Genomic DNA, 16,851 nt, shown 5'->3' on the forward strand with positions numbered 1-16,851 from the left:
GAAAAATGCAGATTACCGAGACCGTTTCCGAAGGGTTGCGTCGCGAATATTCCGTCATCATCGCCGCGAGCGATCTTGACCAGCGCCTGACCGGCAAGGTCGAGGAAGTCAAGCCGCGCCTCAACATCAAAGGCTTCCGCCCCGGCAAGGTTCCGTCGTCCTATGTCAAAAAGACCTATGGCAAGTCGATGATGGGCGAAGTGCTGGAAGAGGCCGTCAACGAAGGCAGCCAGAAGGTTGTCGCGGACAATGGCCTGAAGCCGGCTTTCCCGCCGCGCGTCGAACCGGTGGGTGATATTGCCGCCGTGATCGATGGCAAGGCCGACCTGGAATTCAAGGTCCTGATCGACCTGATGCCCGAATTCGAGCTGTGCGATGCCGCCCAGATCAAAGTTGAGCGCCTGACCGCCGAAGTGGGCGATGCCGATGTCGATGAAGCGATTGCCCGCTTTGCCGAACAGACCCGCACCTTCAACGACCGCGCCGAAGGCGATGCCGCTCAGGAAAAAGACAATGTCGTGATCGATTTTGTCGGTTCCGTTGACGGCGTCGAATTCGAAGGCGGCAAGGCCGATGATTTCAACCTGGTGCTCGGCTCCAAGCAGCTGATCCCCGGCTTTGAAGAGCAGCTGATCGGTGCCAAGGCTGACGAGACGCGCGACGTCAAGGTCACCTTCCCGGCCGATTATGGCGAGCCCAAGCTGGCTGGCAAAGACGCCGTCTTCGTCGTGACCGTCAAGGACGTGCAGGCGCCGGAAGATGCCCCGATCGACGACGAAATGGCCAAGAAGTTCGGTCTGGAGTCACTGGCCGTGCTGAAGGATCGCATCCGCGATCAACTCAAGCGCGAATTTGCCGCTGCCAGCCGCACCCATCTGAAGCGCCGCATCCTCGATGCGCTGGATTCTGCCCACAGCTTCGAGCTGCCGCCGACCATGGTGGAAAGCGAATTCACCGGTATCTGGAACGCGGTTGAGGAAGAGCTCAAGCGCGAAGGCAAGAAGGCTGAAGACGAAGGCAAGTCCGAAGACGAGCTTAAGGCGGAGTACCGTACCATTGCGGAACGCCGCGTGCGTCTCGGCCTGGTGCTGGCCCGCATCGGCGAGCAGAACAGCCTGACCGTCACCAACGAGGAATTGCAGCGCGCCCTGACCGAACGGGCCCGTGCCTTCCCCGGTCAGGAAAAGCAGGTCTTTGAATATTATGCCCGTAACCAGCAGGCCCAGGCCGAGCTGCGCGCGCCGATCTTCGAAGACAAGGTCGTCGATTTCATCGCCGAGTTGGCCGAAATCACCGACAAGCCGGTGTCGAAAGACATCCTGATGCTGGATCCCGATGATGCCGCCGAGAAGCTGAAGACCGCTTGAGGCATCTTAAGATAAAATAATTTTTCGCATCCCCCGGCCTTTTCAAGGCCGGGGGATTTTTTATCCGGTTGCACGAGAACGGCAGCGAGCCTAGAAGCGAACTGCCGCCGATAGGTTCGACTACAAGGATGACCAATCATCTGTTAAAGCGTGCCGCGCTGCATAAGCCGGCCGCCACCAAACGGGGTGCCTTAGAGCGCCTGTTTACCCTGATGTTTCAGGGCTTCGTCTACAACCAGATCTGGGAAGACCCGGATGTCGATCTGGCCGCGCTGGAGCTGAACAGCCATCACCGGTTGATCACCATCGCGTCGGGCGGCTGCAATGTGCTGAATTATCTGGCAGCAGACCCGGCGGCGATTATCGCCATCGATCTCAACCCCAATCATATCGCGCTGACCCGGCTCAAACTGGCCGCGCTCAAGAATCTGCCGACCTACGAGGATTTCTTCCGCTTTTTCGGTTCCGCCAACGACAAGCGCAATGCAGCACTGTTTGACCGCTATCTGTCATCGGTGCTGGATGAAGAAACCCGCGCCTATTGGCAGAAGCGCATCTTCCTGCATGGGCGGCGGATCAATATGTTCGCCCGCAACCTGTACCGTTATGGCCTGCTCGGTCGCTTCATCGGCTTATTACATGCGGTGGCCAAGCTGCACGGCAAGCATCTGGAGCCGATCCTGGCGGCGAAGACCCCGGCCGAACAACGCCGGATTTTTGAACGCCAGATTGCCCCGCTGTTCAATGATAAGACCATCCAGTTTCTGGCCAAGAGCCCGATTTCGCTTTATGCGCTGGGGATTCCGCCAGCCCAGTATGATGCGCTGGTGGCAGCCTATGGCGGCGACCCGATTGCGGTGTTGCGCGAACGGGTCGAGCGACTGGCCTGCGATTTCCCGATCCGGAACAATTATTTTGCCTGGCAGGCCTTTGGCCGCGGCTATGACACCGAATTGCGTGTTGCGGTGCCGGCATACCTGCGCCGTGAGGTCTATGAAGACATCCGTGAGCGGACAAACAAGGTGGAAGTCCACCATGCCATGTTCACCGATTATCTGAAGACCCAGCCCGATCATTCGCTGCATCGCTTTGTGCTGCTTGATGCGCAGGATTGGATGAACGCCGAACAATTCACCGCCCTGTGGCGGGAAATCGACCGGGTGGCCGACGCCAAAGATGCGCGCGTGATCTTCCGCACCGCCGGACCAGACAGCCCGCTACCCGATATGCTGCCGCCAGACGTCCTGGCCCCCTGGCATTACGACGCGGAAAAAAGCCGCGCCTTCCACGCCCAGGACCGCTCGTCGATCTATGGCGGCTTCCACATCTATACCCGGGGCTGATCTTAAAGCCATGCATGACGCCGATCACGCCGCACTGATGGACCGCATCTATCGTCACCAGCGTTTCATCTACAATATGACCCGCAAATATTATCTGTTCGGGCGTGACAGCTTGATCCGTGAGCTGAATTTACCCGCCGGGGCAAAGCTGGTCGAAATTGGCTGTGGTACCGGGCGCAATCTGATCAAAATCGCCCGGCGCTACACCGAGGCCGAGCTGTTCGGCCTCGACGCCTCGGCCGAGATGCTCAAAACCGCCAGCGCCGCTATCCAGCATGCCGGTTTAAGCCACCGCATTCATCTGGCCCAGGGCTATGCTGAAGAAATGACGCCCGCGACCTTTGGCCTGACCAGCCCATTCGATCACGCGCTGTTTTCCTACAGCCTGTCGATGATCCCGGATTGGCGCGCCTCGGTTACCGCCGCACTGGCCGCCCTCGGCGAAAGTGGCATGCTGCATGCCGTCGATTTTGCCGACCTGACCGGTCTAGGCGCGGTGGGCCGCAGCGTGCTGATGGCATGGCTCAAACTGTTTCATGTTGCGCCCAGGGCCGAGCTTCTGACCGCCTTTGCCCCAGCCCCTGCCGGAACGCTGCGCCTGCTGCCGGGCCGCTACGCCTTTGTGCTCGACATTGACAAAGCTGAGGCAACAGAACTGTTTTCCGCTGTGGCAGGGCTGTCACAGCCTTAAGCCAAATACGCGCTAAAAGGCGTCACCGCTTTCAATAACAATCGGAAGTGGTAGGGTATTCCCCGTGAGCGGCTGGCGTTTGTCGGGCGTTATAAGGCGTATTTGTCGCCTGCCGTCGTGTGAATGCGTTCGTTTTGGAACCCAAGCACGAGGATAAACATGAAAATCCGTTCGACAGCATTAAGCTGCGCGGCCTTGCTGGCGCTTTCAGGTTTAGCCTGGACGGGTCAGGCATCGGCCGGTGAGGCCAGGGGCCCCTATGTCGGCATCGCGGCGGGCTGGGACGGCCTTGATACCGTCCGGATTGATGTTAGCGGCGCTCAATGGCAGCGCAAATATTTATCCACTGATGATAACGCCATCGCGCTTGTCGACGCCGGCTATCGCTTTGACAATCATTGGCGGCTCGAAGGCGAATTCAATTACACCTATCATAATGCCGGCAAGGGCGAGTTTTCCGGTCACGCCACCATCCTCGGTGGGATGGTCAACGCCCTGTACGAATTCGATTACAGCAAACGGCTTGGCCTGGCGCTGGGAGCCGGCATCGGCTTTGGTACGGGCAACATCAAGATTACCGGCAACGCCAATTCGTCCAGCACCAACAACCGGATCGACGATAAAAAGACCGCACCGCAATGGCAGTTGATCGCCGAAGCCAATTACACCCTGTCACCGCATTTCGAACTGTTCGGCAATTACCGCTTCCGCGGGCTGCAGGTCGATGACGATGAATATGGCACGCGCTATTATACCAGCAGCGGCTATGACACGGTGGGCAAGGTCCATGCGCTGCACGACCATGTCGTGCTGCTGGGCATCCGCTATTTCTTTAACAGCCCGGCCGAACCACCCAAGGCCACGCCGATAGCCGCAGCCCCACCACCGCCGCCACCGCCCCCAGTGGCCCCGCCGCCACCGCCGGTGACAAGCTATGTCGTGTTCTTCGACTTTGCCAAAGCCGATCTGACTGATCAGGCCCAACAAATCATTGCCGCGGCGGTTAAGACGGCCAAATCCAATGGCTTTGTCCGAATTCACGTGGTTGGCCACACCGATACAGTCGGCGGCGACCAATTCAATGTCACGCTGTCGCAGAAGCGCGCCGATGCGGTCAAAGCCGCCATGACCGAGCAAGGTCTGACGTCGGATTCCATCGCGGTGGAGGGCAAAGGCTTCCACGATTTGCTGGTCCCCACCGGTAAGGATGTGAAGGAACCACAAAACCGCCGTGCGGTGATCGATCTGGGCAAATAACCTCAACATAGCTTTTGACGCAAAAGGCGGGCTCAAGTGCCCGCCTTTTGTATTTGTGCCATCACCATCACGCCGTAAGATAGACGGCGAGGATTATCGATAAGGGTGACGGGATGCGCTATCGCAAGTTGGGTTCGACCGGGTTATTTGTCTCGGAGCTTTGCCTCGGTACCATGACGTTTGGCGGCGAAGGCTCGTTCTTCGGCCATGTCGGAAAATTGCAGCAAAGCGACGTGACCACCATCGTGGCGCAGGCGCTGGAAGCCGGCATCAATTTCATTGATACTGCAGATATCTATTCCTATGGCATCGCCGAAACCCTGCTGGGCACGGCGCTCAGGGAAATTGGCGTCAAACGCTCCGATGTTGTGATCGCCACCAAAGTCTATGGCCGCTTTGGCACCGGGCCGAACGATGTCGGCGCGTCACGCGGGCATATTCTGGATTCACTGCAACGCAGTCTGGAGCGGCTGCAGCTGGATTATATCGATCTCTATCAGATCCATGCTCAGGACCAGCAGACCCCGGTCGAAGAAACCATGCGCGCCCTGAACCATGTCGTGAACCAGGGCTGGGCACGCTATGTCGGCTGCTCCAACTGGCAGGCGTGGAAAATCATGCAGGCCGAAGCGATTGCAGAGAAACACGGCTGGGCACGGCTCGAAACCTTGCAGGCCTATTATTCACTGGCCGGGCGCGATGTCGAACGCGAGGTTATTCCCCTGCTGACCGATCAGAAGCTTGGCCTGATGGTATGGAGTCCGCTGGCCGGCGGCATCCTGTCGGGCCGCTTTGGTCCGGGGGCGAAAAATCCCGCCGATGCCCGCCGCAGCAACTTTGACTTCCCCCCTGTGGATAAAGAGCAGGTCTGGAAAATCGTCGAGGTTTTGCGCCCGATTGCAGCGCGCCACCACGCCAGCCCAGCGCGCATTGCACTGGCCTGGCTCTTGGCGCAGCCTGCCGTCACCTCGGTGCTGATCGGGGTCAAGACCGAAACGCAGCTGAAAGACAATCTGGCCGCCAGCGATATCGAACTGTCGGCGGCAGAACGAGATGCACTGGATGCCGTCAGCGCCTTGAAGCCGGAATATCCCGGCTGGATGGTGCAGCGCCAAACCCGTGACCGCATGCCCAAATAGGGCCGCGGGGATTTGTCAGGAGCCTGTCATGAAACATCGTCTGGTCTTCGCCATTACCGGGGTGGCACTGTCCACCTTCGGGATGGCGATCTCGGCCGCCGGGGCGACAAGCGCCGCCCCGTTCTGGAGCGCGATCTGCCGCGGGGACAAGGATGCCAACTACACCCAGACAGTCGGTGCCGATGGCGTCTTCAATCAGGGTATGGGCGACGGCACCTATCAAAGCTGGCCACTGAAACAAACCTTCTATAACGGCAAAATCGTCTGCGGTGCGGTGGCCAGCCCCGATCGGCTGGCACAGGTCTGCGCCGATAACGAACGCCAGATCCTGTTCTTTAAGATGCGTGATCCGAAAAAGCCCAAAGGCCTGCTGCAGGATGCCTTCTATTGCAAAGCGCTGGTGAAGATTCACTAGCCCCGCGCGTACCCGCAAGGAGTCCGACGATGGTTGCCCCTTAGACGATTTTTTCGTCAACGAAGGGGCGACCCTGACGATCCTCGATCTCGATAATCCACAGATCGGGATCAAAGCGCTTTTGCTTTTCAAAATAGCTGCTGGCCCGCTCTTCATCGCAGGATTCGCCCAAAGGCCGCATCCACACCAGCTCGCCTTCCCCGGCGCGCGCCTGGCTTAGTACCACGCAGGTGCCATCCAGCCGGTTGATTTTGATGAAAACCGCACCGGCTTCTTCGGTGCCTTTGCAGGCAACATAACCCTGTGCACCGGCCACTTCAGCGCGGCGGATCAGGGCACGGACGAATATTCCGGGTTTGAGACGCGGGATCATAGCGCAAAGTTTATCCGGTTTTGCTTGCCTGTGTCACGCCTCACCGGGAATAGTGCACCAGCAGGAGTGACTATGACCGGACCCGTCGCCTTTTACAGCGCAGCCGCCGTACTGATCGCCGTTTACGCGCTGATCATCAGCGAGAAGGTCAACCGCGCAGTGGCGGCGCTGCTCGGCGGCGCGCTCTTGGTGCTGATCGGCGTCTTAGACCAGGACGAGGCAATCCGGGCGATCGACTTCAACACCATAGGCTTTCTGGCTGGCATGATGATTGTGGTTGGTGTGGCCCGCAAAAGCGGCCTGTTCGAATATCTCGCCATCAAGGCCGCACAGACCGCGCGCGGCAATCCGGCGGGCATTCTGGTTAGCCTGGCACTGATTACCGCGCTGCTTTCTGCCGGGCTTGATAATGTCACCACAGTTCTGCTGGTGGTGCCGGTAACGATGGGAATCTGCCGCCACTTACGGGTGCCGCCCTACCCGTTTTTGTTCGCGGAAATCTTTGCCAGCAATATCGGCGGTGCCGCGACCGAAATCGGTGATCCGCCCAATATTCTGATCGGTTCAACCACGCATCTCAATTTCAACGATTTTCTGATCCACATGGCGCCGGTGGCGGTGATTGTGCTGGTGGTTCAGCTGATCATCAACCATTTGATCTGGGGCCGCAAACTCCAGGCGCGGGCTGCAGACAAAGCCGCCGTGATGGCGCTGGATGCCAGAAAAGAAATCACCGACCACCGCATGTTCGCCATTTCGGTGGTTATGCTGATGGCGATTATCGCAGCCTTTGCCGTGGGCGAGATGTTTAATCTGCACGCCGGAACCATCGCGCTGTTCGGGGCGGCGCTGATGCTGCTGATCGACAATTTGCCGTACAAGCCGCACCGCCAGAACGAGAACATCATCGGCGTGCTGAAAGATGTCGAATGGGTCACCATTTTCTTCTTCATCGGCCTGTTCATCGTGATCGGCGCGGTCGAGAAAACCGGCCTGATCGCCATGCTGGCGCGGGGGCTGACCCATGCCACCGGCGGCGACCTGAAACTGACGGCAACCGGGGTTCTGTGGCTGTCAGCGCTGGCCTCGGCCATCATCGACAACATTCCCTTTGTCGCCACCATGATCCCGCTGTTGAAAGATATGGCCCCAACCCTGGGCGATGTCACCCATATGGAGCCCGTATGGTGGTCACTGGCCCTGGGGGCCTGCCTGGGTGGCAACGGCACTCTGATCGGGGCAAGCGCCAATCTTGTGGTGGCGGGCGAGGCAGAAAAAGCCGGGGTGAATTTCCGCTTCAGCATCTTTACGCTGATGGCGCTGCCGATGATGCTGGTCAGCATCGCCATCTGTCAGGTCTATATCCTGTGGCGCTATTTCTAAAGCAGTGCCCCGCTTTTTTCGTGGCACTAAATAGTCTTAGCCATTTTCACGCGGGATATTGTTGAGTTCCTGCTCCAGCTCGGTGAAGCTGGGCTGCAGTTCCGACGGCACCGAACCACGGCCGATTTCGACCGAGATCTGCGCCGCGTTGCCATGCAGATGGGCGACCAGAATATCGCGGATCACATGATAGAAATGCGATTCTTCATCGACAATCGCGCGCAGGCGCACGCTCAACGGGCCGACCACACCATAGGCGAGGAACACGCCGAGGAAGGTGCCGACCAGCGCCGAGCCAATCATGCCACCAAGAATTTCCGGTGGCTCGGTAATGGCAGCCATGGTCTTGATCACGCCCATGACGGCGGCAACAATACCCAGCGCCGGCAAGGCGTCGGCCATGGTCTGCAGCGCATCGGCAATGGTCAGGGCTTCGTGATGGTGCTTTTCGAGCTGTTTCTCCATCGCCGCTTCGACCTGCAGCGGGTCTTCCAGGCTCATCGTCATCATGCGCAGCGTGTCGCAAATGAAATCGAGGGCGAAATGGTCTTTCAGCACACGGGGATAGTGCCGAAAAATCGGTGATTCCGACGGCTTTTCGATATGGCTTTCCAGCGCGATCAGCCCCTTGGTCTTCATCAGCTTGGTGAGCTGAAACAAAAGGCTGAGCAGGGCGTGATAATCCTTGGCCTTCCACTTCGGCCCGGAAAAGATCTTCGACAGGTCGCCGGCCAGTTTCTTGATCGAGGACATCGAGCCGCCGATCAGAAACCCCGCAACCGCGCCGCCGCCAATGGTCATCATTTCATGCGGCAAGGCTTCAAGAATGATCGAGATTTTGCCGCCGGAGATAATGAAACCGCCGAACACGCAAACGAGCAAGAATATAAATCCGCCAATCTGTAACATGTAAGCTAACGACGCCCCTACCTGAAATCATGGGGCGAATTATAGCGACAAGGCTTTAAAGACCGCCTAACGATTTACCATAACTTAGGCACACTGCGACGAAAAAGCATTAAGCATTACGCGGCAAAATTGTCTTTCCGGCACATATCGCCATACGGTACAACCTGTTCGCGAGGCGCGCGCCGCCGATCGGGGCCGAAATAGCTGCCCACCCGGATATAGGGGCGCGGGTTTTCGATAATCTCGATCAGATGCTCCTGCAGGTTCTGCGCGGTAATCGGGGCGGCCAGCACGGCATTCACCCCGGCATCACGGGCGGCAGGAATCCGGCACTGCTCTGCCGGATCGAGCACCATAATAATCGGAATATAGGGGTTGGGACTCATTTCATCATGCCGCAGATGGCGGGCAAAGCCGATGCCATCTTCGGGGCCAAGTCCCAGACTGACAATCATCACGTTCGGCCGGACCGTACGCACCAACGCACAGGCCTCATCGCTGTCAGCGGCCGAATAGAGCTGGGTCAAACCAAAAGCCGACAACAGCGACTGCAGCAAGGCCCGCCGCGGCGCATTTGTGCCGGCGATCAGCGCCCGTAAAGAACAAAGGGTGGGTACAGCTTCTAACATTTTAACTCACGAGTGACGGCCCCAATACGCCGTTCGAAGATAGATAGAAAATACATTTTACCGTACCAGACACCCGACATAGAAATCCTATGCCCCAGCGAACCGGCATGCTTGCTATACAAAAAGAAAAGACCGAAAACTGGCCCTGCGCATCTTTTAAAAGCGACGCAGAGAACACAGATTAATTAAAAAGTAACCGATCTGGCACACCGCGCCAAGCCCATTTTGCAACCGTAAAGCGGATAGATGGACCACCATAACCAGGCACCTGCACCACCCATGCTAGAAAACACACCTCGTGTCCCATTCCCCGTAAACGGTGGCGGCAAATGACAGCCCCCAAAAGCAACCTGTGGCATTGGCTTTGGCGCCGGGTACAACCGCTTTATCTGACCTGCCGGGCCATCAGCTGCCCGACCACCGTCGGGGTTAGCGCACTGGTCGAATGCGGGGGCAAGATTGTGCTGGTCCGTCACAGCTATCTGCCCGGCTGGCACCTGCCCGGCGGCGGTGTTGACCGCGGCGAGCCCCCGGCCGCAGCCGTATTGCGTGAGATGCACGAGGAAATCGGCCTGACCCATAGCGCCCCACCACGGCTGGTCGGGGTTCTGACCCAGCGCTCCGGCCTCACCACCAACCATGTGCTGCTCTATCGGCTGGCTGAAGCAGAGTTCACCTTCAAACCCAGCCTGGAAATTCGCGGCTGCCAGCTGGCCGACCCCGCCGCGCCCCCCACAGGCACCGGCGCGGCGACCCGCCGCCGCCTTACTGAGTATCTGACGCAAATGTCACCGCCGGCACACTGGTAATGGTCTTGCATTTGACGCGCCGCGCCGTTAGCAGGGCGCCATGACGAAACCTCCGCCGCCGGTCTGGCAGATCAGACCGGAACGTACTGCCGATGCAGCCGCCGTCGAAGCCCTCAACGCCAAGAGTTTCGGACCTGGACGCTTTGCCAAAGCGGCCTACCGATTGCGTGAAGGCGTCGACCCGGTTAGCGCGTTGAGCTTCGTCGCGGTGGAAGACGACAATCTCTATGCATCGATCCGCTTCTGGCCGGTAACCGTAGGCAAGGAAGCCTCTTTGCTGCTCGGTCCGCTGGCGGTGGAACCAGCCCTGCGCGGTCAGGGCATCGGCGTGGCGCTGATGCGCCATGGCATTGAAGAAGCCCGCCTTTTAGGCGCATCCAGTATTATTCTGGTCGGAGACGAGCTCTATTATGTTCGCGTCGGCTTTGCCCGCCTGCCCCCCGGCAAAATCCACTTTCCCGGCCCGGTTGATGAGGCCCGCGTGCTGGGCTTATCGCTCAAACCCAACGCCCGCCTGAGCCTGTCGGGCGAGGTGCGCCGCGCCCGCATTGATCACCCCTTCTGTGCCTGCGGCGCCGCAACGGTGGGATAAAATCATGCGTCTGGCGCTCTATCAGCCTGATATTCCGCAAAATACCGGCACGCTAATCCGCCTGGGGGCCTGCCTGGGGGTGCCGGTCGATATTATCGAACCGTGCGGTTTTTTGTTCACCGACAAAAAGCTCAAACGCGCCGGGATGGATTATGCCGAAATGGCCGAGGTCACCCGCCACTGCAATTGGGACGCTTTTCTGAGCGCCCGCACAGCCCCGGAACATAACGCCCGCATCGTACTGCTGACCACCAAGGCCAGCATTCCCCATACCGACTTTAGTTTTATCAACAACGACATCCTGCTACTGGGTCGCGAAAGTGCCGGGGTGCCGGATGATATCCATCATCGTGCCGATGCCCGTGTGCGGATTCCCATTTTAGGCCGCTCGCTCAATGTCGCCCTGGCGGGGGCCATGGTGCTGGGCGAAGCGCTGCGCCAGACCGGGACATTTCCGGCTACGGATAAAATTTAAAAGCTGTCCTCTGGTAAAGCTTCGGCCATCCCCCCATATGTATTAAATTCTTTTCAGGTTCCCTCCCCACCCCTGTGAGGCGTTCTGTTGCTTGACATATTTGCAAATGGCGGCTGGTTCGCGCTGATTCAGGTCATCCTGATTGATATTGTGCTGGCGGGCGACAATGCCCTGGTCATCGGCATGTCGGCGGCCCAGCTCAAGCCACAGGATCGCCACCGGGTGATATTCTGGGGCCTGGCCATTGCGGTACTGTTGCGCATCGTGCTGGCGATCTGCGCGGTCGAGCTGTTGCAATTCACCCCAGCCATGCTGGCAGGCGGTCTTTTACTGCTGTGGGTGTGCTGGCGGCTCTATCGTGATATCCGCCATCACGAATGTTGCTGCAAAAACGGCGAAGAAACCAAATCCATTCTCGACGATAGTCTGCCGCACGCCAAAGCGCTGCGCCGCGCGGTTGTCAGCATCGCGATTGCCGATCTTTCGATGTCGCTCGACAATGTGCTGGCAGTGGCTGGCGCGGCGATGCATCACTTACCGGTACTGGTAATCGGGCTGGCTTTGTCTATTGCGCTGATGGGCCTGGCCGCCAACGTCATCGCCAAACTACTCAATCGCTATTCCTGGATCAGTTATGCTGGCGTGATCATCGTATTGCTCGTGGCGCTGCGCATGATCTGGCATGGCATTGAACGGCTGATCGAAGATGGTTGGCTCGGCTGGCTTGAACCGGTGGTGCACGGCATCGGCGCGTAAAACGCTTCGTGCCCGAAAATCGCTGCCCACATTTCGGTAAAGCGCTCTAGTGACGCTTCTCAAGGCCTTCAGCGGTGCGATTTAATTCGCCGAGCAATTCCTGCGGACCGGGCAGGAAGTCGTGCTCCATCCACCAGGCCTCGACTTCGCGCAACGCCTGGCCAATCGCAGGACCGGCAGGCAACCCCGCCGCCAGCGCATCGCGACCCGAGAGGGGAAAATCCGGCGGTGCAAAAAATTCTGATAGCTCCAGCAGCGCCCACCACAGACCGTCACGACCGGGATTACCATCCACCGCCCAGCCGAGCAGTAACCGATCGTGAAACCGTGGAGCGCCCCACTGATAAAGCAGCTTACGCGCTTCGCGGTGGGTGATGGTCGCCAGAATCGGTGTGATACAGCGCGTTGCTTCCAGCCGACCATGCAACGCATTGCCGAGCTTCCAGCGGCCCGACAACAGCGGACCGGGGCGCAGCGCCGCCAGCCGCAGGCCTGCATCAATCGGCAAACCGTTGCGACGCTCAATCGACACCAGACCGGCCAGACGTTTGAGATCGGGTCTGTCGAGCGCAATTTCGTTGAGGATGCCACCATCGGCCATAGTCTGCAGCACACCAACGGGATTTTTTTGCCGACAACAGTTTCAGCATTTCCTTGGTGATACGTTCGCCCGATAAATGCTGCAGACTTTTACGCGCCGCCACCGCCGCCTGCAGCGCCCTGGGTTCAATTGCACCGCCGTACCAGGCGCTAAAACGAAACAGGCGCAAAATGCGCAAGACGTCTTCATCAATACGCTGCGATGGCTCGCCGATAAAACGCACCCGGCGCACCGCCAGATCGCTCATGCCATCAAGATAATCAAAAACCTCACCGTCCAGCGTTGCCGATAGCGCATTGATGGTAAAGTCACGGCGAAGCGCATCATCCTGCCAGCTTTGACCAAAAACCACCTTGGCATGGCGGCCATCGGTGGCGATATCGCGGCGCAACGTGGTGATCTCGAACGACTTGTGATCGACCACGGCGGTAATGGTGCCATGGGCCAGCCCGGTCGGCACCGTTTTGATGCCGACGTCACGCAAACGGCGAATGACCTCACGCGGAATAAGCGGGGTTGCAATATCAATGTCACCAACCGGCTCGCCCAGCAGTGCGTTGCGCACTGCACCGCCGACAAAGCGCGCATCCCCAAGCGTGTCCATCACCGCCACCGTAGCAGGGGCGCGCATCCAGGGATGTTGAACCGGATCAAGCATGGTCATGACTGCATTTTCCGTATGGCCCGCCTCAAAAGTATGCCGAGATCCTGCGATAATACTGTCATATACGGTCGTCACTCTAGCGCCACAAAGTTGAGATTTCTTTGCGATAAACTAGTAAACGTCGATAACGCACCGTAACCATCGTGTCACAGCTTTTACGCGACAGGTCTGTCATTTTGCTACTGTTCTTGCCTGTGCGGCCTGTAGCGCGGTAAAAACACATCGTGCCGATCCATATATTCCTGCTGCCGACCGATATGTTCGCGACGGCGCCAACCCTTTGGGACGAAACGCGATGAACGATATCCGCGGTGAAGCAGCGCTTGCCCCCGCAAACCTTTCGGCAGCGGTCCACGAGGCCGAAGTCATTGCCGAAAAAATGGTCAGCGTGCGTCGGCAAATCGAAAAAACCATATTCGGCCAACCAGATGTGATCGAGCAGAGCCTGATCCTTTTGCTGGCCGGGGGGCATGGCCTGATTATCGGCGTGCCGGGACTTGCCAAAACCAAACTGGTCGGTGCCATCGGCACCGTGTTGGGATTAGAATCCAAACGCATTCAATTCACCCCCGATCTGATGCCAGCAGACATTCTGGGCTCGGAAATTCTCGATGAGGGTGAAAATCATCATCGTGCTTTCCGTTTCGTTAAAGGCCCGGTGTTCACCCAGATGCTGATGGCCGACGAAATCAACCGCGCCAGCCCGCGCACACAGTCGGCGCTGTTGCAGGCGATGCAGGAACGCCAGGTCACCGTGGCAGGTGTGCGCTATGATCTGCCCAAGCCGTTTCATGTGCTGGCGACGCAAAATCCGCTCGAACAGGAAGGCACCTATCCGTTACCCGAAGCCCAGCTTGACCGCTTTTTATTGCAGATCGACATTGGCTATCCCGACCGCGACGCTGAGAAACAAATGCTGCTGGCCACCACCTTTGGGGACGAGGCGGCGCTGGAAGCCATTGCCGATCCGGCCACACTGATCGCGGCGCAAAATCTGGTGCGCCATATTCCGGTCGGCGATCAGGTCGTCGAAGGCATCCTGCGGCTGGTGCGTTCCGGTCGCCCGGAAAAAGACGGCGACAGCAGCTTGCGCGACACCATTGCCTGGGGGCCGGGGCCGCGCGCCAGTCAGGCATTCATGCTGGCGGTGCGGGCACGGGCGCTGTTGCAGGGCCGTTTTGCCCCGTCGGTCGATGATGTCGCCGCGCTGGCCGAACCGGTGCTACGCCACCGCATGGCGCTGACCTTTGCCGCCCGCGCCGAAGGGCAGACCATTTCCGCCGTTATTCAGCGTCTGTGCCGGAAAGCGCTTTGATGGCATCACCCCGGCCATCTCCCCCTCCCGTAAAACGATCGGTCATTGGGGCCGCCAAACTCTCCGGCGGCACCACCGCTGCATTGGCCGCCAGCAGCGCGGCGGAAGCCACGGCGCGGGGCTTACCGCCCCTGACGGTGCGGGCGGAACAGCTGGCGGCGGCGATCAGTTTGGGCGTCCATGGCCGGGGCAAGGCCGGATCCGGGCAGGATTTCTGGCAGTTTCACCGCTATCACGACGGCGACGATGCCGCCGGGATCGACTGGCGTCAGTCGGCCCGCAGTCAGCATCTGTTCGTGCGTGAACGCGAGGCAGAGGCGGCCCAAACCGTGTTGATCTGGCGCGAAGGCGCCCCAACGATGCGCTTTTCCTCACACACCGAAAGCAAGATTGACCGGGCCAGCCTGATCGGTCTGGCACTGGGGCTGCTGCTGGTGCGCGGCGGCGAACGGGTCGGGCTTTATGGCGGGGCCAGGCCGGGGGCCTCGCGGACGAGCTATTTTGCCATGGCCGAAGCGCTTGCCGCCCCCCCCACCGATGATGCCACCCCGCCGACAGCCCCGCTGCCGCGCCACGCCCAATTTGTCTGGATCGGTGACTTTCTAAGCCCGCTGGACGAGATCGAGGCGGCGATGCGCCGCCTGATCCAGCACGGGGCCCATGGCCGTCTGGTCCATATCATCGACCCGGCCGAGGAAGATTTTCCCTATAGCGGCCGCACCAAATTTGAAGCCGCCGATGGCAGTGAAAGCCGCCTGCTTGGCCGGGCTGAATCGCTGCGCACCGCCTATCGCCAGCGTTTTGCCGCCCGCAGCGAAGCCTTAAGCACGCTGGCCCGCTCGCTGGGCTGGAGCTATCTGGCCCACCGCACCGACCGTTCAGCCAAGACGGCGCTGGTGGCGCTGTTTGCCGATTTGAGCGGCCAGCTCGATGCCGGGGTGGGCATGCGCCGATGAACTGGGCCGCAATCAGCTTTACCAGCCCATGGATTTTGACGGCACTGATCCTGTTGCCGGCGATCTGGTTTTTGCTGCGCGTCATACCGCCTTTGCCCAAGCGCGCGGTGTTCCCGCCGATCAAGTTGTTGGCGGGCTTAAACAGTGCCGAGGAAACCCCGGCGGGTACCCCCTGGTGGCTGATGCTACTGCGCCTGCTGCTCGCCGCCGCCGTAATTGTTGCCCTGGCCGGACCACAGATCGGCCGCAGCCTGACACTGAAGGGCCAAGGCCCCCTGGTTCTGATTATCGACAATGGCTGGACCGCCGCCGCCAATTGGGACACCCATCAAGGACTGGCGCGCGAAGCGGTGCGGCTGGCCGAAGATCAGAACCGTCCGGTAATGATATTACCCACAGCCGAAGCCCCTGATACCAGCCTGGTGGATGCCGGCCGCGCCCGGCGCCGTATCGAAGCCCTCAAACCGCAGGCCTGGCTGGCCGACCGCAGCGGCGTCATCGCAGCGCTCAAAAAGACCCAGCTGCCATAACGCCGAAATTCTGTGGCTGTCTGATGGCGTTGATGACGGCGTAGCCCGCACGCTGGCCCGACTGCTAAAGGCAAACGGCCACAGCCACATTTTCCGCGATCCACCAACCGCTGTGTCGATGGCGATCACCGGGCTTGCCGCCGGTTCCGATGGCTGGCAGGCCAGCCTGCTGCGCGCCGGAACCGATGGAAAACGCCGGGGCCTGATTGCGCTTTATGGCCATGACGGCGAACAACTCACCACCGCCCCCTATGCCTTTGCCGATGGTGCCAACCGCACGACAGTGCGGCTGAATCTGCCGCTGGCGATGCGCAGCCGTGCCGCCCGGCTGCAGATCGAGGGCTATCAAAGCACCGGCGGTGTCTATCTGTTTGATCGTGGCGCGCCACGTCGGGCGGTCGGCATTGCCGTCAGTTCGGCAGCCAATGACGAGCCCTTGCTGTCCGGGCAATATTATCTTGAGCGCGCCTTGCACCCCTATGCCGACACGGTTTCCGGTGCCCTTGGCACCGTGCTGCACCAGAAACCCTCGGTGCTGATTTTGGCCGACGGCCGCCGCCTGACCGGCAGCGAGCAGAGCGAGGTTCAGGATTTTTGTCACATCCGGCGGACTGCTGATCCGTTTTGCCGGTGACCGGCTGGCCGAG

Annotated in this window: 20 protein-coding genes; 15 read left to right on the plus strand and 5 right to left on the minus strand. The window is 59.6% G+C overall.

What is annotated here, in order from left to right; genetic code table 11:
• Window positions 1–5 precede the first annotated feature (5 nt).
• The 6 genes from tig to ACZ5RI_RS00755 all read left to right on the plus strand — a co-directional run bounded on the left by tig (window position 6) and on the right by ACZ5RI_RS00755 (window position 6,212).
• Window positions 6–1,367: a trigger factor gene (gene tig / locus ACZ5RI_RS00730; RefSeq protein WP_464514202.1), complete on the plus strand. Its 1,362-nt coding sequence runs from the start codon at window positions 6–8 to the stop codon at window positions 1,365–1,367.
• A gap of 128 nt (window positions 1,368–1,495) precedes the next feature.
• Window positions 1,496–2,710, plus strand: a complete 1,215-nt coding sequence (locus ACZ5RI_RS00735) for a BtaA family protein (RefSeq protein WP_464514203.1) — start codon at window positions 1,496–1,498, stop codon at window positions 2,708–2,710.
• A gap of 10 nt (window positions 2,711–2,720) precedes the next feature.
• On the plus strand, window positions 2,721–3,401 hold the full coding sequence (locus tag ACZ5RI_RS00740) for a class I SAM-dependent methyltransferase (RefSeq protein WP_464514204.1): 681 nt from the start codon (window positions 2,721–2,723) through the stop codon (window positions 3,399–3,401).
• A 159-nt stretch (window positions 3,402–3,560) separates the two neighbouring features.
• Window positions 3,561–4,658 (plus strand): OmpA family protein, encoded by a 1,098-nt coding sequence (locus ACZ5RI_RS00745; RefSeq protein WP_464514205.1) that lies wholly within the window; start codon window positions 3,561–3,563, stop codon window positions 4,656–4,658.
• Between the two features lie 113 nt (window positions 4,659–4,771).
• The gene (locus tag ACZ5RI_RS00750; protein ID WP_464514206.1) at window positions 4,772–5,797 is read left to right on the plus strand and encodes an aldo/keto reductase; all 1,026 of its coding nucleotides are present in this window, start codon (window positions 4,772–4,774) and stop codon (window positions 5,795–5,797) included.
• Between the two features lie 28 nt (window positions 5,798–5,825).
• Window positions 5,826–6,212 (plus strand): hypothetical protein, encoded by a 387-nt coding sequence (locus tag ACZ5RI_RS00755; protein WP_464514207.1) that lies wholly within the window; start codon window positions 5,826–5,828, stop codon window positions 6,210–6,212.
• Window positions 6,213–6,252: 40 nt separating this feature from the next.
• Here the strand turns inward: ACZ5RI_RS00755 and ACZ5RI_RS00760 are convergent, their stop codons facing one another.
• On the minus strand, window positions 6,253–6,585 hold the full coding sequence (locus ACZ5RI_RS00760; RefSeq protein ID WP_464514208.1) for a DUF1491 family protein: 333 nt from the start codon (window positions 6,583–6,585) through the stop codon (window positions 6,253–6,255).
• A 72-nt stretch (window positions 6,586–6,657) separates the two neighbouring features.
• Here ACZ5RI_RS00760 and ACZ5RI_RS00765 point away from each other — a divergent pair, with 72 nt between their 5' ends.
• Window positions 6,658–7,968: an ArsB/NhaD family transporter gene (locus ACZ5RI_RS00765; protein ID WP_464514209.1), complete on the plus strand. Its 1,311-nt coding sequence runs from the start codon at window positions 6,658–6,660 to the stop codon at window positions 7,966–7,968.
• 36 nt (window positions 7,969–8,004) lie between these two features.
• Here the strand turns inward: ACZ5RI_RS00765 and motA are convergent, their stop codons facing one another.
• Together motA and ACZ5RI_RS00775 are read right to left on the minus strand one after the other, a co-directional pair.
• On the minus strand, window positions 8,005–8,877 hold the full coding sequence (motA, locus tag ACZ5RI_RS00770; protein ID WP_464514210.1) for a flagellar motor stator protein MotA: 873 nt from the start codon (window positions 8,875–8,877) through the stop codon (window positions 8,005–8,007).
• 116 nt (window positions 8,878–8,993) lie between these two features.
• Window positions 8,994–9,506: a response regulator gene (locus tag ACZ5RI_RS00775; RefSeq protein ID WP_464514211.1), complete on the minus strand. Its 513-nt coding sequence runs from the start codon at window positions 9,504–9,506 to the stop codon at window positions 8,994–8,996.
• A 329-nt stretch (window positions 9,507–9,835) separates the two neighbouring features.
• On the opposite strand from ACZ5RI_RS00775, the gene ACZ5RI_RS00780 reads away from it, so the two are divergent.
• From ACZ5RI_RS00780 to ACZ5RI_RS00795, 4 genes are all read left to right on the plus strand, one after another.
• Entirely contained in the window at window positions 9,836–10,315 is a 480-nt protein-coding gene (locus tag ACZ5RI_RS00780; RefSeq protein WP_464514212.1) for an NUDIX domain-containing protein, read from the plus strand.
• Between the two features lie 40 nt (window positions 10,316–10,355).
• Complete coding sequence (locus ACZ5RI_RS00785) at window positions 10,356–10,907, plus strand: GNAT family N-acetyltransferase (RefSeq protein WP_464514213.1); 552 nt, start codon at window positions 10,356–10,358, stop codon at window positions 10,905–10,907.
• Between the two features lie 4 nt (window positions 10,908–10,911).
• A complete protein-coding gene (locus ACZ5RI_RS00790; protein ID WP_464514214.1) occupies window positions 10,912–11,382 on the plus strand; it encodes a tRNA (cytidine(34)-2'-O)-methyltransferase in 471 nt (156 codons plus the stop codon).
• 87 nt (window positions 11,383–11,469) lie between these two features.
• The gene (locus ACZ5RI_RS00795; RefSeq protein ID WP_464514215.1) at window positions 11,470–12,138 is read left to right on the plus strand and encodes a YjbE family putative metal transport protein; all 669 of its coding nucleotides are present in this window, start codon (window positions 11,470–11,472) and stop codon (window positions 12,136–12,138) included.
• Window positions 12,139–12,184: 46 nt separating this feature from the next.
• Here the strand turns inward: ACZ5RI_RS00795 and ACZ5RI_RS00800 are convergent, their stop codons facing one another.
• Together ACZ5RI_RS00800 and ACZ5RI_RS00805 are read right to left on the minus strand one after the other, a co-directional pair.
• Window positions 12,185–12,739, minus strand: coding sequence for a tRNA nucleotidyltransferase/poly(A) polymerase family protein (locus ACZ5RI_RS00800; protein WP_464514216.1), 555 nt, complete (start codon window positions 12,737–12,739; stop codon window positions 12,185–12,187).
• The gene (locus ACZ5RI_RS00805) at window positions 12,660–13,403 is read right to left on the minus strand and encodes a CCA tRNA nucleotidyltransferase (protein WP_464514217.1); all 744 of its coding nucleotides are present in this window, start codon (window positions 13,401–13,403) and stop codon (window positions 12,660–12,662) included. Before ACZ5RI_RS00805 ends, ACZ5RI_RS00800 begins: the two co-directional genes overlap by 80 nt.
• 295 nt (window positions 13,404–13,698) lie before the next feature.
• Between ACZ5RI_RS00805 and ACZ5RI_RS00810 the strand changes: the two genes are divergently transcribed.
• From ACZ5RI_RS00810 to ACZ5RI_RS00825, 4 genes are all read left to right on the plus strand, one after another.
• Entirely contained in the window at window positions 13,699–14,718 is a 1,020-nt protein-coding gene (locus ACZ5RI_RS00810) for an AAA family ATPase (protein ID WP_464514218.1), read from the plus strand.
• On the plus strand, window positions 14,718–15,674 hold the full coding sequence (locus ACZ5RI_RS00815; RefSeq protein WP_464515516.1) for a DUF58 domain-containing protein: 957 nt from the start codon (window positions 14,718–14,720) through the stop codon (window positions 15,672–15,674). The genes ACZ5RI_RS00810 and ACZ5RI_RS00815 overlap by 1 nt, the downstream gene beginning before the upstream one ends.
• Complete coding sequence (locus ACZ5RI_RS00820; protein ID WP_464514219.1) at window positions 15,671–16,204, plus strand: BatA domain-containing protein; 534 nt, start codon at window positions 15,671–15,673, stop codon at window positions 16,202–16,204. The genes ACZ5RI_RS00815 and ACZ5RI_RS00820 overlap by 4 nt, the downstream gene beginning before the upstream one ends.
• Before the next feature lie 118 nt (window positions 16,205–16,322).
• Window positions 16,323–16,838 carry a hypothetical protein gene (locus ACZ5RI_RS00825; RefSeq protein ID WP_464514220.1) on the plus strand — a complete coding sequence of 172 codons (516 nt, stop codon included), beginning with the start codon at window positions 16,323–16,325 and terminating at the stop codon, window positions 16,836–16,838.
• Window positions 16,839–16,851: the final 13 nt, after the last annotated feature.

The sequence above is a fragment of the Micropepsis pineolensis genome (assembly GCF_055392125.1).